Annotated in this window: 16 protein-coding genes and 2 tRNA genes; 13 read left to right on the forward strand and 5 right to left on the reverse strand. The window is 70.1% G+C overall.

The genetic code is table 11. The annotated features are described in order from the left end of the window. The first annotated feature begins 70 nt into the window (after positions 1-70). From NV263_RS04215 to NV263_RS04230, 4 genes are all read left to right on the forward strand, one after another. Complete coding sequence (locus NV263_RS04215) at positions 71-262, forward strand: hypothetical protein (protein WP_263251194.1); 192 nt, start codon at positions 71-73, stop codon at positions 260-262. A 129-nt stretch (positions 263-391) separates the two neighbouring features. Further along, positions 392-766: a WhiB family transcriptional regulator gene (locus tag NV263_RS04220; RefSeq protein WP_263251195.1), complete on the forward strand. Its 375-nt coding sequence runs from the start codon at positions 392-394 to the stop codon at positions 764-766. Beyond that, positions 763-984, forward strand: coding sequence for a hypothetical protein (locus NV263_RS04225; RefSeq protein WP_263251197.1), 222 nt, complete (start codon positions 763-765; stop codon positions 982-984). Before NV263_RS04220 ends, NV263_RS04225 begins: the two co-directional genes overlap by 4 nt. 62 nt (positions 985-1,046) lie before the next feature. Continuing rightward, positions 1,047-1,922 carry a class I SAM-dependent methyltransferase gene (locus NV263_RS04230; protein WP_263251198.1) on the forward strand — a complete coding sequence of 292 codons (876 nt, stop codon included), beginning with the start codon at positions 1,047-1,049 and terminating at the stop codon, positions 1,920-1,922. On the opposite strand, the gene NV263_RS04235 is transcribed toward NV263_RS04230, so the two are convergent. Together NV263_RS04235 and NV263_RS04240 are read right to left on the reverse strand one after the other, a co-directional pair. Beyond that, on the reverse strand, positions 1,923-3,233 hold the full coding sequence (locus NV263_RS04235; protein WP_263251199.1) for an ABC1 kinase family protein: 1,311 nt from the start codon (positions 3,231-3,233) through the stop codon (positions 1,923-1,925). It lies immediately after the preceding gene. A 268-nt stretch (positions 3,234-3,501) separates the two neighbouring features. Next, positions 3,502-3,651, reverse strand: coding sequence for a DUF5679 domain-containing protein (locus NV263_RS04240; protein ID WP_263251201.1), 150 nt, complete (start codon positions 3,649-3,651; stop codon positions 3,502-3,504). Between the two features lie 213 nt (positions 3,652-3,864). Here NV263_RS04240 and NV263_RS04245 point away from each other — a divergent pair, with 213 nt between their 5' ends. Then, on the forward strand, positions 3,865-4,404 hold the full coding sequence (locus NV263_RS04245; protein ID WP_263251202.1) for a M48 metallopeptidase family protein: 540 nt from the start codon (positions 3,865-3,867) through the stop codon (positions 4,402-4,404). A gap of 39 nt (positions 4,405-4,443) precedes the next feature. On the opposite strand, the gene NV263_RS04250 is transcribed toward NV263_RS04245, so the two are convergent. Then, positions 4,444-5,847 (reverse strand): zinc-dependent metalloprotease, encoded by a 1,404-nt coding sequence (locus NV263_RS04250; protein WP_263251204.1) that lies wholly within the window; start codon positions 5,845-5,847, stop codon positions 4,444-4,446. An 80-nt stretch (positions 5,848-5,927) separates the two neighbouring features. On the opposite strand from NV263_RS04250, the gene NV263_RS04255 reads away from it, so the two are divergent. Next, positions 5,928-6,950: a YlbL family protein gene (locus NV263_RS04255; protein WP_263251206.1), complete on the forward strand. Its 1,023-nt coding sequence runs from the start codon at positions 5,928-5,930 to the stop codon at positions 6,948-6,950. 1 nt (position 6,951) lies between these two features. On the opposite strand, the gene NV263_RS04260 is transcribed toward NV263_RS04255, so the two are convergent. Then, complete coding sequence (locus NV263_RS04260; protein ID WP_263254052.1) at positions 6,952-7,473, reverse strand: PPA1309 family protein; 522 nt, start codon at positions 7,471-7,473, stop codon at positions 6,952-6,954. Positions 7,474-7,883: 410 nt separating this feature from the next. Between NV263_RS04260 and NV263_RS04265 the strand changes: the two genes are divergently transcribed. The 3 genes from NV263_RS04265 to NV263_RS04275 all read left to right on the forward strand — a co-directional run bounded on the left by NV263_RS04265 (position 7,884) and on the right by NV263_RS04275 (position 11,317). Continuing rightward, a complete protein-coding gene (locus NV263_RS04265) occupies positions 7,884-10,772 on the forward strand; it encodes a UPF0182 family protein (protein WP_263251208.1) in 2,889 nt (962 codons plus the stop codon). Between the two features lie 59 nt (positions 10,773-10,831). Beyond that, positions 10,832-10,908 (forward strand) — tRNA-Met (locus NV263_RS04270). 335 nt (positions 10,909-11,243) lie between these two features. After that, positions 11,244-11,317 (forward strand) — tRNA-Met (locus NV263_RS04275). Positions 11,318-11,497: 180 nt separating this feature from the next. On the opposite strand, the gene NV263_RS04280 is transcribed toward NV263_RS04275, so the two are convergent. Further along, positions 11,498-11,719 carry a hypothetical protein gene (locus NV263_RS04280; RefSeq protein ID WP_263251210.1) on the reverse strand — a complete coding sequence of 74 codons (222 nt, stop codon included), beginning with the start codon at positions 11,717-11,719 and terminating at the stop codon, positions 11,498-11,500. 336 nt (positions 11,720-12,055) lie between these two features. Between NV263_RS04280 and NV263_RS04285 the strand changes: the two genes are divergently transcribed. The 4 genes from NV263_RS04285 (at position 12,056) to ftsX (ending at position 15,496) form a co-directional block, all read left to right on the forward strand. Next, entirely contained in the window at positions 12,056-12,553 is a 498-nt protein-coding gene (locus NV263_RS04285) for a PadR family transcriptional regulator (RefSeq protein WP_263251212.1), read from the forward strand. Positions 12,554-12,649: 96 nt separating this feature from the next. Beyond that, positions 12,650-13,756, forward strand: coding sequence for a peptide chain release factor 2 (gene prfB, locus NV263_RS04290; RefSeq protein ID WP_263251214.1), 1,107 nt, complete (start codon positions 12,650-12,652; stop codon positions 13,754-13,756). Between the two features lie 102 nt (positions 13,757-13,858). Continuing rightward, the gene (ftsE, locus tag NV263_RS04295; protein WP_263251215.1) at positions 13,859-14,548 is read left to right on the forward strand and encodes a cell division ATP-binding protein FtsE; all 690 of its coding nucleotides are present in this window, start codon (positions 13,859-13,861) and stop codon (positions 14,546-14,548) included. 45 nt (positions 14,549-14,593) lie between these two features. Next, complete coding sequence (gene ftsX, locus NV263_RS04300; protein WP_263251216.1) at positions 14,594-15,496, forward strand: permease-like cell division protein FtsX; 903 nt, start codon at positions 14,594-14,596, stop codon at positions 15,494-15,496. Position 15,497: the final 1 nt, after the last annotated feature.

A 15,497-nucleotide genomic window follows, 5' to 3' on the forward strand; every position in this document is an offset into this window, starting at 1 on the left:
CATAATCTGCTGGTGCGCGAGTCGTGGTCTCCGATGACCACGACCTGAGCTCTGGGAGGAGGTGGCTTCGATGATCGGCATTCTGCTCAGCCGCACCCCGAGCCACCTCGTGGACGGGGCATTCGCGCTGTTCCGCGTCTTCGCGTCCCTCCCGGTCGAACGACTGGGCTATGAGCGCGATGTCATGCCGCGCCGGTTCCGCGCGTTCTGGCAGCTGAAGTCCCACCCAGACTGGTCCGCCTTCCGTGATCCGTTGATCTAGGAAGCGCTTCGGGCGTCCCACGCCGCGGACCTGTTGTTCGGGTCCGCGGCCTTCTTGTTGTTCCTGAGAGTTCTTCCGCGCACCACCTCAACCACGACCTGTCGCCGACCGATCACAGGAGGAAGTCGCATGTTGACCGCGAGTGTGCCGATACCCGGCTCGGACGTCGCGGAGCAGGAAACGGATTCCGTCGCCGCTCTGCTCGACGCGTCGGCCCGCGAGGAGAACCTGCCGTGCCGGCGCGACCCGGACCTGTGGTTCGCCGAGAACCCGCGGGACCTGGAGCAGGCCAAGGCGTTGTGCGCGGACTGCCCGATCAAGGCGGAGTGCCTCGCGGGGGCGCTCGCCCGCGGGGAGCCGTGGGGCGTCTGGGGTGGCGAAATCCTCGAACGCGGCGCCGTGGTCGCCCGCAAGCGTCCGCGCGGCCGTCCCCGCAAGAACCCGCTGCCGGCCGAACCCGCGGCGGAGAACACCGAACGACGAACTCAGGAGAACGCGGCATGAGCGAGCACATCCACCACCCGATCCCCACACCCGGCATGCGCACGGAGGACGAGATCCGCATGTTCCTGCCAGAAGATCTTTCGAGAATACGCAGGCACGAACTGATAGCCGAGGCGCAACGACATCGGCTGGCCCGCAGGGTCAGCGCGGGTCGCTGGTGGCGTCGCCTCGGCCATTTCGCGCTCGCCAGGGCCGACCGGGCCGCCGCCCGGTGGTGAGGAGGTGGTCCCCGCGGTCGTGCAGGCGGCCGCGGGGACCACTGGCCGTACAGTGGTCGGCCGTGGCTCACCATCACTCGCACGACAACATCGACTGGGACGCCGAGCTGGAGCGGCTGCGGGACTCCGACGAGCTGACCGCACCCGAGACGGCGCAGGTGGTCGCAGCGCTGCTGCGGCCGTCCGACCGCGACGTGGTCGACATCGGCGCCGGCGCCGGGGGTTCGGCGACGGCCTTCGCCGCGGCGCTCGCCGGAACCGGCGGCTCGGTGACGGTGGTGGACTCCGCCCCGCAGCTGCTGTCGGAGGCCACGGCACGCGCGCGGCGCGCGGCGGCCGACGCGGTCGAGATCCGCGCGGTCGAGACCGACGCGGCCGACGACGCGCTGGCCGACGCGGTGGGACGGCAGGTCGACCTGGTGCACGCGGCGTTCGTCGTGCACCACCTGCCCGACCAGCTCGCCGCGCTGCGCCGCCTGGCTGGGCTGCTGCGACCGGGCGGCCGGTTGGCGATCGTGGAGTTCGGCCTGGAACAACGCGTGCTGCCGTGGGACGTGGGAGTGGGCGAGCCGGGCCTGGAGGCGCGGCTCGCCGCCGCCCGGGAGAGCCGGTTCCAGGAGATGCGCGCCGAGATCACCGACTCGGTGCGGCTGCCGATGGGCTGGTCCGCGGCGCTGCGCGAGGCCGGGCTCACCGACGTCCGAACCTGGAGCTACCTGGTCGACCGCCCGGCTCCGGTGACCGGTCCGGCCCGCCGTGCGGTGCTGCGGAGGCTGGACTGGCTGCGGGACAGCGCGCAGGACCGGGTGTCCGCCGACGACCTGGCCGCGCTCGACCGGCTGCTCGACCCCGAGGGGCCCGACTACGTCGGGAACCGCGACGACGTCCACTTCCTGGCGGCCCACACGGTGCACGTGGGCACCCGGCCGGAAGGCTGATCAGTCGCCGAAACCCGGCTGCCACCGGGCGATGATGTCGCGCGCCGCGACCTCGGCGTCCAGCTGGCAGAGGATGCCGGTGGCGCCGAGGGTGACGCGGTGGATCAGCAGGTAGTCCGGCGGCAGGTTCAGCAACCGCGCGGTGCGGAAGTCCGGGCTGCGCAGGTCGCCAACCCGCTCCGCCTGCTGCTGCAACCACGCCCGCGTGAAGTGGAACTTCTCGGTCCGCGCCGGGTCCACGAAGGGCGCCAGGTAGGCGTGCACGTCCTCGGCCCGCAGGTCCTGGTCCGGCTGCACGAACCGCTCGTCGCGCAGCAGCTCCAGCAGCTCCTCGGACCGGTCCTCGATGGCCAGCCGCAGCATGCGGCCCATGGTCGGGGGCAGTCCCTCCGGCAGGCGGGCGACCGCGCCGAAGTCGATGACGGTCAGCCGCCCGTCCGGCAGCAGCAGGAAGTTGCCGGGGTGCGGATCCGCGTGCAGCAGCCCGACCCGGGCGGGCGAGGAGAAGTGGAACTCGCTGAGCAACCGACCCGCCTCGTCGCGCTCGGCGCGCGCACCGTCGGCGATGATCCGGGAGAACGGCGTGCCGGTGACCCATTCGGTCGCGATGACCTTCGGCGAACTGGCCAGCACGCGCGGGACGAACACCTGCTCGTCGTCGCGGAACGCGGCGGCGAACGCCCGCTGGTTGGCGGCCTCGGTGCGGTAGTCCAGCTCCTCGACCATCCGGTCCTGCAGTTCGGCGAGCAGCGGTTTGACCTCCGCCCCGGGCGCCAGGGACTGGAACAGCCGGGAGAAGCGCATCAACTGCCGCAGGTCGGAGCGCAACGCCTCGTCCGCGCCCGGGTACTGGACCTTCACCGCGATCTCGCGCCCGTCGTGCCACGTGGCCTGGTGCACCTGGCCGATGCTCGCCGCCGCGGCGGGGGTGTCGTCGAAGTCGGCGAACCGCTTGCGCCAGCCCCGGCCCAGCTGCTCGTCCAGCACCCGGTGCACGCTCGACGCGGGCATCGGCGGCGCCGCCGCCTGCAGTTTCGTCAGCGCCTCGCGGTAGGGGCCGGCCATCTCGTCGGGCACCGCGGCCTCGAACACGCTCAGCGCCTGCCCGAACTTCATCGCGCCGCCCTTGAGCTGGCCGAGCACCGCGAACACCTGCTCCGCGGTCTTCGCCGACACCTCGGCGCTGATCTCCGCCGCGTTGTGCCCGGTGAGCCGCTTCCCCCAACCAGCGGCCAGGCGTCCCGCGACGCCCAGCGGAAGACTGGCGAGCTTGGCTGTGCGGTGGGCCGCGCGTCGGGGGATGTCGGTCACGAATTCTCCTTGGGGCGCACAGGAAAACTCTCGCGATGTCCGAAGAGGTTTTCGAACGTGAAAACCCAGTGACATGCTAGAGGTTTCCGGGGCCACCGTGTGCGGAGATCGACCCGCGATGCGCCCGGTATGTGACGCGATGACCGCAATGGGGCGGAAGTGAAGGCGGTCACAGCTCCGGGGCGCGTGTTCTCCCGTCGCGCCGGGTGCGCCCGGCGCGGACATCAGGCGCGGGTGGGCGGCGGCCGGCGGCCCACCCGCGCGCCGGTCACGCCTTGCCGAGGATTCGGGTCATCTTGGTTCCGCAGACCGGGCAGGTCCCCTTGGCCATCCGGCGGCCGTTGGTCTCCGAGATCTCACCCGTGAAGTCGCGCTTCTCCCGGCACTTCACGCAGTAGCCGTTGTACGTCTCGGCCACGGTCCCCTCCTTCGTTTCCGTGATCCAGCCGCGTCGCTGGGTCGACTCCGGCCCGTCGCCGGGCTTGGGGAACGGTACATGTGGACCAATCGGCATGCATGCATCAAGAGCATGGCACTTTCGACTTATTGGAGTAATCCCCGAGCGGCCGCGCCTGAGGTCGCGCTCACACAGGGATCCCAATGTCGGGCGTACTCGCTAAGGTCCACAGCCGTGGCCGAACCCGAGGTGGAGGTACGCCGCAGCAAGCGCCGCAAGCAGACGGTGAGCGCTTACCGCGACGGAGACAAGATCGTGGTGTTGCTTCCCGCGCGGATGAGTCGCGCGGAGGAAAAGCGCTGGGTGGCGGACATGCTCAGCCGGTTGCAGCGCAGCGAGACCCGGCGCAGGTCCCCGGCCCGCGAGTCCGACGAGGCGCTGGCCGAACGGTGCCGCGAGCTGTCCGCCAGGTACCTGGACGGACGTGCCGAGCCGCGCGCGATCAGGTGGGTCCCGCCGATGCGCACCCGTTGGGCTTCCTGCACACCCAGCGACGCGACCATTCGGGTGAGTCGACGCCTCCGAGATGTACCCGGATGGGTGCTCGACTACGTGCTCGTGCACGAACTCGCCCACCTGCTCGTGCCCGGGCACGGTGCCGAGTTCTGGAAGTGGGTCAAGCGGTACCCGAAGGCCGAGCGCGCCATCGGCTACCTGGAGGGGCTCTCGGCGGCGGCGCAGCTGGGCCGCACGCTCGACGGCGACACCGACTGACCCCGCCCGAGGCCGCCTCGGCGACGTCGGGCGGAATCGTCACTCGTCGTCGCGGTCCTGGGAGTCGTCCGACCCCGACTCGCCCGAAGCGGCCTCCTCGGCGCGGCGGATCGCCGCGATCGGATCGTCGAGGTCCGAGCCGCCGCCCCAGCGGTCGGCGAAGTCGAGCGGTTCGTCCAGGTCCTCGGCACCGGGCAGCAGGTCCGGGTGCTCCCACACGCGGTCCCGGCCCTCGATTCCGTAGCGGTCGGCCATCAGGCGCCACAGGTTCGCCGCCGCGCGCATCTTGCGCGGGCGCAGCTCCAGGCCGATGAGCGTGGCGAAGGTCTGCTCCGCCGGGCCGCCGGACGCGCGGCGCCGCCGGATCGTCTCGCCCAGCGCGTCCGCACCGGGCAGCCGTTCGCCGATGGCGTCCCCGACGACCACGTCGACCCAGCCCTCGACCAGCGCGAGCAGCGTCTCCAGGCGGTTCAGCGCGGTCTGCTGCTCCGGCGTGGTCTTGGGTTCGAGCATGCCGGAGTTCATCAGCTCCTGCATCGAGCTCGGGTTGGCCGGGTCGATCTTGCTCGCGAGCTCCTCCAGCGCGGAGGTGTCCACGTGGATGCCGCGCGCGTACTCCTCGACCGTGGCCAGCAGCCGCTGACCCAGCCACGGCACGTGGCCGAACAGCCGGTGGTGCGCCGCTTCCCGGGCCGCCAGGAACACGGTGGCCTCGCTGACCGGGCGGTCCAGGCCCTCGACGAACTTCTCGATGTTGGCGGGCAGCAGCGCCGCGGTGCCCGTCGGCCCGAGCGGGAGCCCGACCTCGGTGGAGGTCAGCACCTCGCCACCGAGCTGCGCCAGGCCGTTGCCCAGCTGCGAGCCGAACGTGAGCCCACCCATCTGGCCGAGCATCGACAGCAGCGGGCCGGCCGCCTGCTTGGCCTCCTCCGGCAGCGCCTCCAACCACGCGCTGGACATCCGCTGGGCGATCGGGTCGCACAGCCGCTTCCAGGTCGGCAGCGTCTTCTCCACCCAGTCCACCGACGACCAGGACTGCACGCTGCGCACCCCGGCGGGCAGCGATGTCGTCGGGTCCAGCCACAGCTCCGCGAGCCGGACCGCCTCCTCGATCGCCTTGACCTGCTCCTGGCTGGGCCGCTCGGTGCGCTGGTTGTTGTGCAGCTGCTGCACCGCGAGCTGCTGCGCCAGGTCGTAGTTCACCGGGCCGGACCCGCCGCCGCTGCCGGAGTGGCTGAGCGCCTGTCCGAGCTGGGTGAGCATCTGGCCGAGCTGCCCGAGGTCGAAGTTCGGCATGCCGCCCGGACCGGGCATGCCGGCGAAACCGAAGCCGGAGAAGTCCCCGGAATTCCCGGCGCCACCCTCGGAGCGCCCTTCCGACGAGCCGCCCTTGTCGGGGTCGTCGGGGTCCTGCGGGCTGAACCCGAACGGCAAGTCACTCATGCTTCCACCGTACGCGGCCGGAACCGATCCATTGAAGGCGTCCACCCGCCGCCAACAGCGAACACGTACGCTGTCGGCTCGTGAACCGCCGCACCTGGACGCTGTTGACGAGTCTGCTCATCGTTGTCGCATTCGGCCTGCTCGGCGCGTTCGCGCGGGTGCCGTTCGTGGCGCTGGGACCAGGGCCCACCTACGACACGCTCGGCATGGACGGGGCGACGCCGGTGGTCAGCGTGGACGGCCAGCAGACCTTCCCGACCGGCGGTCACCTCAACATGACCACCGTGTCGGTGACCGACCAGCTGTCGCTGTTCGGCGCCCTCGGGCTGTGGGCCAGCGGCCGCTACGCGCTGGCGCCGCGCGAGGTGTACTTCCCGCCGAACAAGAGCGAGCAGCAGATCGACCAGGAGAACACCGAGGCGTTCAACGACTCGCAGACCAGCGCGGAGACCGCGGCGCTGCACTACCTCGGCTACCCGATGAAGGTGGTCGCCGCCCAGGTGGTCAAGGGCAGCCCGGCGGACGGCGTGATCGCGCCCGGCGACCGCCTGGTGTCGGCCAACGGGCGACCGGTGACCGACCCGGACTCGCTGCGCGCGGCGTTGGCGGGCAACAAGCCCGGCGACCGCGTGGAGATCCGGTTCCGGCACGCCGATCAGCCGGAGCAGGCGGCGACCGTGCAGCTCGGGCAGTCCCCGAGCGGCCCGCAGGGCTTCCTGGGCGTCGCCGCCGCGCAGCGGCCGGACGTGAACTTCCACATCAAGATCAGCCTGGCCGACGTCGGCGGTCCGTCGGCGGGTCTGATGTTCACCCTGGCGATCATCGACAAGCTCACGCCGGGGGAGCTCAACGGCGGCAAGTTCGTCGCGGGCACCGGGGAGATCAGCCCGGACGGCAAGGTGGGACCGATCGGCGGCATCCCGTTCAAGATGGTCAAGGCCCGCGAGGCGGGGGCCACCACGTTCCTGGTGCCCGCGGGCAACTGCGCCGAGGCCAAGTCCCAGGCGCCGGACGGACTGCAGCTGGCGAAGGTCGCCACCCTGGACGACGCGGTGAAGGCGCTCGACGAGCTCCGCGCGAACCAGGTCCCGCCGTCCTGCTGAGTCAGTCGGCGAACGTGGCCCGCAGCGCCGTGATCAGGTTCGGGGCCAGGGACGGGTCCTGGATGACCTCGGCCTCCTGATCGGCCGAGCGCAGCCGCATCACGCACGTCTCGCCGCCGCCGCGCAGCACCGCCGCCACGAGCCGGGCCTCGTGGCGGTCCGGGTGCTCGGCGGCGACGCGCCGCGCCTCGTCGGCGTCGGCGGGCAGCCCGGCCTCCGCTTCCGGCGGCAGCACCACGATCTCCTGGACCAGCGCGCAGCCGGAGACCTGGTCGGGCCACTCGATGCGGCCCAGCGCCTCGGCCAGGTCCTCGGCGGGCAGCGAGTCCTGGGCGATCGGCGTCAGCGGCGAGCCGGGGTCCAGCTGGTCGGCCAGGCCGGGCTCGGCGGCCAGCAGCTCGGCGGTGGGCACCAGCGCGAACACCTGGGTGGGCTGGTCCCACCCGTTCGAGGCGACGAACTCCTCGATCTCGCGAGCGGCGGCGGGCAACGCGGCGGCCAGGTCCTGCGGCGTCTGCGACATGCGGTCCATGCTCCCACCCGTCACCCAGCCGCCACCCCCCAAGGTGGCGCTTACGCGCCGCTGCTCCCACCCGTCACCCGGCCACCACCCCCCAAGGTGGCGCTGCGCGCCGCTGCCCTCGCCCGTCGCCCGGAGGCAGCGAGGTGAGGCGTCCGTGCCTCACTCGTCGGAGTGGGCGTTGCGGCCCGGGAGTGATCGCGAGGTCGCCTAGGATTGCGCGGCAATTTGGTCAGACTGATGCGATACCCCGCACCCGGATCCGGAACATTCCCGATGTCTGGTTGATCCCTTTCGCGAAGGGCTTGTCGGGAACTCCGAGGCGGGGTCGTAGAGTTGAACATCGCGAGGGTGGCCGACCGCGTCGGCACGCCCCGGCCTGCTGTTCGTCACCAGGAGTGTGCGCTGTGGCCATGCGGCCCCCGGTAGGAATGCCGAAACTGTCCCGGCGGAGCCGGATCCTGCTGATCCTGGGCGGGGTCGTGCTGGTCGCCCTGATCGCCGGCTCGCGGCTGCTGGGCACCTACGTCGACTGGCTCTGGTACGGCGAGGTCGGGTACCGCCAGGTGTTCACCACCCAACTGCTGACCCGCATCGGGCTCGGCGTCGCCGCGACCGCGTTCCTCGGCGGCGTGCTGGCGCTGAACCTGTGGTTGGCCTACCGCAGTCGACCGGTGTTCGTGCCGGTCAGCGGTCCGGACGACCCGCTGGCGCGGTACCGCACGGTGGTCTCCGAGCGGTCCCGGCTGTTCGGGGTGGGCATCCCGCTCGTGGTCGGCATCATCGGCGGACTCGCGGCGCAGGCCGAGTGGCCGACGCTCCAGCTGTTCCTGCACAGCGTCCCGTTCGGCCAGACCGACCCCGAGTTCGGCCACGACATCAGCTTCTACACCTTCCAACTGCCCTTCTACCGGTTCCTGCTGTCGTGGGCCTTCATCGCCGTGACCATCGGCTTCGTCGGGGCGCTGGTCACGCACTACATCTTCGGCGGCATCCGGCTCGCCGGGCGGTCCGGGCAGCTGTCCCGGCCCGCGCGGATCCAGCTGGCCGTGCTGGCCGGTCTGTTCGTGCTGGTCAAGGCGGTCGACTACTTCTTCGACCGGTACGACCTGCTGCTGTCGCAGCGCAACGCGCTGTTCACCGGTGCCAGCTACACCGACCTGAACGCGGTGATGCCGGCGAAGCTGATCCTGATGTGCATCGCGGTGTTCTGCGCGATCGCCTTCTTCGCGGTGATCTTCCTGCAGAACCTGCAGATCCCGGCGCTGGCGACGGTGCTGCTGATCCTGTCCAGCGTGGTCGTCGGTGCGGTGTGGCCGGCGCTGATGGAGCAGTTCTCGGTGCGCCCCAACGCAAACCAGCGCGAGGCGCAGTCGATCGAGCGGAACCTGGCGGCCACCAAGTCGGCCTTCGGGATCGGGCCGGACAAGGTCCACATCGCCGACTACCCGGGCAAGACCGACCTGCAGCCCAGCGAGGTCGCCGCGGACAAGGGCACCATCCCCAACATCCGCCTGCTGGACCCCAACGTGCTCGCGCCGACGTTCACCCAGCTGACCCAGCAGTACAACTTCTACGGCTTCACCGACAAGCTGGACGTGGACCGCTACCGGGACCGCGACGGCAAGCTGCAGGACTACCTGGTCGCGCTGCGCGAGATCAACACCGACGGACTGGCCGCCAACCAGCAGTCGTGGATCAACCGGCACATGGTCTACACGCACGGCAACGGCTTCGTCAGCGCCCCGGCCGACCGGGTCGACTCGACCCTCAAGGAGGGTGCGACGCAGGGCGGCTACCCGGTGTTCAGCATCAGCGACGTCGCCAACGCCGGGAACGGTGCGATCAAGGTCGACCAGCCGCGGACCTACTACGGCGAGCTGGTGTCCGACTACGCGATCGTCGGCGGCAACCCCGGCGAGGCGCCGCGCGAGTACGACACCGACCAGCAGCAGTACACCTACCGCGGCAAGGGCGGTGTCTCGCTGGGCAACCTCTTCCGCAGGCTGGTGTTCGCCGCCTACTACGGCGAGCGGAACATCCTGTTCAACCAGGCCATCGGGCCCGACTCGAAGATCATCTACGAGCGGAACCCGCGGGACCGGGTGCAGAAGGTGGCGCCGTGGCTCAAGCTCGACGGCGACCCGTACCCGGCGGTGGTCAACGGCCGCATCAAGTGGATCGTCGACGGCTACACCACGCTGAACAACTACCCGTACTCCCAGCTGACCGAGCTGGGCGAGGCCACCAACGACACGCTGACCGGCGTGCAGCGGCAGCCCAACCAGCAGATCAACTACATCCGCAACTCGGTCAAGGCCACCGTCGACGCCTACGACGGGTCCGTCGACCTGTACGCCAACGACCAGAACGACCCGGTGCTCAAGGCGTGGGAAGGCGTGTTCCCCGGCGTGGTCAAGCCGGCCAGCGCGATCAGCCCGCAGCTGCGCGACCACTTCCGCTACCCGGAGGACCTGTTCAAGGTGCAGCGCAAGCTGCTCACCCAGTACCACGTGAGCAACCCAGGGGACTTCTTCTCCAACCAGACCTTCTGGGAAGTCCCGTCGGACCCGACCAGCAGCGGGCACAGCAGCAGCGGCCAGGGCAGCCAGCAGCCGCCCTACTACGTGATGGCCCAGGTCGAAGGCCAGGACCGGCCGACGTTCCAGCTCACCAGCGCGCTCACCGCGCTGCGCCGCAACAACCTGGCGGCCTGGGTGACGGCGTCGTCGGACCCGCGGACCTACGGTCAGCTCACCGTGCTGCGGCTGCCGACCAACACCCAGACCCCGGGGCCGAACCAGGTCCAGAACCAGATGGAGTCGACCCCGGAGGTCACCGAGAACCGCACCCTGTTCAACAACCCGAACGTCACCGCGATCTTCGGCAACCTGCTGACCCTGCCGGTCTCCGGCGGTCTGCTCTACGTCGAACCGATCTACATCCAGCGCAACGAGCGGGACTCCTACCCGCAGCTGGCGCGGGTGCTGGTGTCCTTCGGCGGCAAGGTCGGGTTCTCCGAGACCCTCAACGGGGCGCTGGCGCAGGTCTTCGGTCCCGGCGCCGGCGGCGGGAACAACCAGCCCGGACAGGGCGACCAGCAGCAGAAGCCGCCGGGCAACCCGACGCCGCAGCAACCGGCCAGCCCCGAGCTGTCCCAGGCGGTCGCCGACATCCGGACCGCGCTCGACCACGTGCGGGCGGCCCAGCAGTCCGGGAACTTCGCCGACCTCGGCAACGCCTACCAGCAGTTGGACCAGGCCACCAGGAGGTTCGAGAAGGCCCAGTCCGGCGGCGGCTGATCCACCCACCCCCTGCGTCGTCGCTCCGCCCGGTCGGGTGCTAGAGTCGTACACGTCGACGCGGGGTGGAGCAGCTCGGTAGCTCGCTGGGCTCATAACCCAGAGGTCGCAGGTTCGAATCCTGCCCCCGCTACCAACATGGTGTTCAGGGGCCCGGCCATTGGCCGGGCCCCTTTCCCGTTTTTCCGATGTCTTTACGGGGGCCGAGCCCCCGTAGGCCCCCGCGGTGCGGTGGTCGCCTTGCGTTGGCTCCTCGCTTTGGGGTCGTGCGGGCCTGGTCTTGGACCAGCGGGTGTGGGGTCGGCTCGGCTCGGGTCGGGGCGGGGCGGCTCGTGGGTTCTGTGCATCGGGTGTTGCGGCTCGTGCGGTCCTTTCCTCGCCGTGCTGTTGTGACCTGGGGTTTTGGCGGGTTGGGACCCCCTTGTGGGGCTCGGTTCGGGGGTGTGTAGAGTTCTCGGTACAACACAACGACGCGGGGTGGAGCAGCTCGGTAGCTCGCTGGGCTCATAACCCAGAGGTCGCAGGTTCGAATCCTGCCCCCGCTACTAGCACGGTGTTCAGGGGCCCAGCCATTGGCCGGGCCCCTTTCCCGTTTTCTCGATGTCTTTACGGGGGCCGAGCCCCCGTAGGCCCCCACGGTGCGGGGGTCGCCCCGCGTTGGCTTCTTGCCTTGGGGTTGCCTTGGGGCGGGTCCTCGTCTTGGGGGCTCTCCTCTGCTGGCGGGATTACGACAGCCCGGCCGCCCACCGGCGGGCGCAGGCCGGGGAGCACACTCGCCCCTCGCCGCGGACGAGACCACGGGGACGCATGGTGCGCCCGCACACCATGCAGGAATCGGATTCCCCGTCCCGCTGCACCGGGATGATGGACTTGGCCCGCTCGGTGACCTTGTCGGTCATCTTGGTCCGGCTCTCCGAGAGCTTGGAACGCAACCAACTGCGATGCACGCCTGGCACACCTCCTGATCGGCCGCTGCTGGCCGCCTGCTGGTCGGCCACCAGAAGCCTTGCTCCGACCGGTCGCGGCTGTGCAGGTGCCGACGGTGATAGCACCTCTTTGCGCGGCGAAGAACCCCCGTCCAGGGGACTGGTGCCCGAAGTGGCCGGGCCCGCGACGGCGCGACGGGTGCGGTGCGTGGCCGCCGGCGCCCGCCCCGGCCCCGACCGGAGCGCGCTCCATCGGCCCAACCGTTCGTCCACTTGGACCAGTCCACTGCAACCACAGTGGACAGAACCGGCGACCATTGTGGACAGCGGCCCGCCCGGCGTGGCACCGTTGACAACGTGACCGAGCTGAATGCGACATCCGCTGCTTTGTTGGGACTACTGCACGAGGGCCCGAAGACCGGTGGCCAGCTGGTCGCTGCCGCCACCGAACGCTTCGGCGGGTTCTTCAGCGTCACCCGCAGCCAGGTGTACCGGGAACTGCCCGCGCTGACCGACGCCGGCCTGCTCCGCCTCGGCAAGCAGGGGCCGCGGTCCAGCCAGCAGTACGCGATCACCGCGGCGGGCAAGCGCGCCTTCAAGTCGTGGCTGAACACCGAGCCCGGCCCGGACAACGTCCGCAGCCCGTTGATCCTGCGACTGGTCTACTCCGGCTCGCTGACGCCGAAGCAGCGCGCCTCGCTGGTGGACTCCGCCCGCGCCCAGTACGCGGTGAAGCTCGACGAGGCCAAGAACGCCGCCAAGGCGTCCGCCGACCCCTACGAGAAGGCCGCCGCCGACTTCACGGTCGCCTACAACCGCGCCATCATCAAACTGCTGGACGCGCTGCCCGAGTGACGCGTCGCGGGTTCGCGGCGACCGCACCGGCCGCCGCGAACCGGCAACGCGGCGTCCTCGTGGGCCGCGCTCGCGAGGTGAAGTAGGCTGAACACCGTGAATCCCGACGTCGCCGCCCAGCTCAAGGAACTGTCCAGCACGCTCGAAGGCATCGAGAGCGTGATGGATCTGGAGGCACTGCGCGCCAAGATCCAGGAACTGGAGACCGAGGCCGCCAAGCCCGACCTGTGGGACGACGTCGAGCACGCCCAGCGCGTCAGCGCCCAGCTCGTGCACCGGCAGGCCGACCTGCGCAGGGTCAGCGAGCTGCGGCAGCGGCTGGAGGACCTGGAAGTCCTCTACGAGCTCAGCGAGGACGAAGGCGACAGCTCCGGGATCGCCGAGGCCGACGAGGAGCGCGAACAGCTGCGCAAGGACCTCGAAGCGCTGGAGGTCCGGACCCTGCTGTCCGGTGACTACGACGAGCGCGAGGCCATGGTCACCATCCGGGCCGAGGCCGGTGGCGTCGACGCCGCCGACTTCGCCGAGATGCTGATGCGGATGTACCTGCGCTGGGCCGAGCGGCACGAGTACCCGGTGGAGGTCTACGACACCTCCTACGCCGAGGAGGCCGGGCTGAAGTCCGCGACCTTCCGGGTCAACGCCCCCTACGCCTACGGCACGCTGTCGGTGGAGCAGGGCACCCACCGGCTGGTGCGCATCTCGCCGTTCGACAACCAGGGGCGTCGGCAGACCTCCTTCGCCGGGGTCGAGGTGCTGCCCGTGGTGGAGGAGACCGACCACGTCGACGTGCCGGAGAAGGACATCCGGGTCGACGTCTTCCGGTCGTCCGGCCCCGGCGGGCAGAGCGTGAACACCACCGACTCGGCCGTGCGCATCACGCACCTGCCGACCGGGATCGTGGTGTCCTGCCAGAACGAGAAGTCGCAGCTGCAGAACAAGGCCGCCGCGATGCGGGTGCTGCAGTCCAAGCTGCTGGCGCGCAAGCGCGAGGAGGAGCGCGCCGAACTGGACGCGCTCAAGGACAGCGGGTCCAGCTGGGGCAACCAGATGCGGTCCTACGTGCTGCACCCCTACCAGATGGTCAAGGACCTGCGGACCGAGCACGAGGTGGGCAACCCCGAGGCCGTTCTGGACGGCGAGATCGACGGATTCCTGGAAGCCGGGATCCGCTGGCGCCGGCAGCAGCAGACCGCGGCCTGAAACCCGCTTGACCGGCGGTGACGGCGCAGGTGATCATGGAACCGCGCCGCCGGTGTGGGTGAGCCGACGTCCCTCGAACGGTCGCGGGTAAACTCACGCCCCGTGATCCGGCTTGAGCACGTGTCCAAGACGTACAAGACGTCGACCAGGCCCGCCCTGGAGGATGTGTCGGTCAGCGTTGGCAAGGGCGAGTTCGTCTTCCTGATCGGACCATCCGGGTCGGGGAAGTCGACGTTCCTGCGGCTGCTGCTGCGCGAAGACGTGCCCTCCCGCGGGCGCGTGTTCGTCGCCGACTGGAACGTCGCCAAGCTGCCCCGGCGCCGGGTTCCCCGGCTGCGCCAGCGGATCGGCTGCGTGTTCCAGGACTTCCGGCTGCTGAACAACAAGACCGTGGCCGAGAACGTCGCCTTCGCGCTGGAGGTGATCGGCAAGCCGCGGCACACCATCCGCAAGGTGGTCCCCGAGGTGCTGCAACTGGTCGGTCTGGACGGGAAGGCCGACCGGATGCCCCACGAGCTCTCCGGTGGTGAGCAGCAGCGCGTGGCGATCGCGCGCGCGTTCGTCAACCGGCCGCTGGTGCTGCTGTGCGACGAGCCGACCGGGAACCTCGACCCGGACACCAGCCAAGACATCATGCTGCTGCTGGAACGGATCAACCGGACCGGCACCACGGTGCTCATGGCGACGCACGACCACTCCATCGTCGACTCGATGCGGCGTCGGGTCGTGGAACTGAGCCTCGGCAGAGTCATTCGCGACGACGCCCGCGGCGTCTACGGCGTCGGCCGCTGACCCCACGTCCCCGAACCCCCGACACCCCGGAAAGCTGACTCCCCCATGCGCGCGAGCTTCGTATTCAGCGAGGTCGTCAACGGCCTTCGGCGCAACGTGACGATGACGATCGCGATGATCCTGACCACGGCCATCTCGGTCGGGCTGCTCGGCGGCGGTCTGCTGGTGGTCCGGTTGATCGACAAGATGCAGGAGACCTACCAGGACCGCGTCGAGGTCGTGGTGTTCCTGACCAACGACGTCAGCGCCAACGACAGCGACTGCAGCCAGCAGCCGTGCTCCACCCTCAAGAAGGAGTTGCAGCGCGTCCCGGGCGTGCAGTCGGTCAAGTTCGAGAACCGGCAGCAGGCGTACCAGAACTTCAACCGGGTGTTCCAGTCGCAGCCGGAACTGCGGGACGTGGCGCGGCCCGAGGCCATGCCGGCCTCGCTGCGGATCAAGCTGACCGACCAGGAGCGGTTCCCGGCCATCCAGCAGAAGTTCTCCGGCCAGCCCGGTGTGGACAGCGTGGTCGACCAGGCCGAATACCTGGACCGGCTGTTCGGGGTCCTCAACGGCATCCGCAACGCGACGTTCTCGATCGCGCTGGTGCAGGCGTTGGCGGCGTTGCTGCTGATCTCCAACACGATCCAGCTCTCCGCGTTCACCCGGCGCACCGAGACCGGCATCATGCGGCTCGTCGGCGCCACCCGGTGGTACACCCAGCTGCCGTTCCTGTTGGAGGCGGTGGTATCCGGCCTCATCGGTGCGGTGCTGGCCGTCGGTGGACTGCTGCTCTCGAAGGTCGCGTTCATCGACCGGGTCATGGCACCGGTCTTCGGCACCGGCGTCGTCCCGGAGATCGGGTACGGCGACATCGCAGTCGTCTCGCCGATCATGCTGCTCGTCGCGGCAGCGGTCTCCGCGATCACCGGTTACGTCACTCTGCGGTTGTACGTGCGCTTGTAGA

The sequence above is a fragment of the Saccharopolyspora rosea genome, from assembly GCF_025643595.1.
In the GTDB taxonomy this organism is placed as follows: Bacteria; Actinomycetota; Actinomycetes; order Mycobacteriales; family Pseudonocardiaceae; genus Saccharopolyspora; species Saccharopolyspora rosea.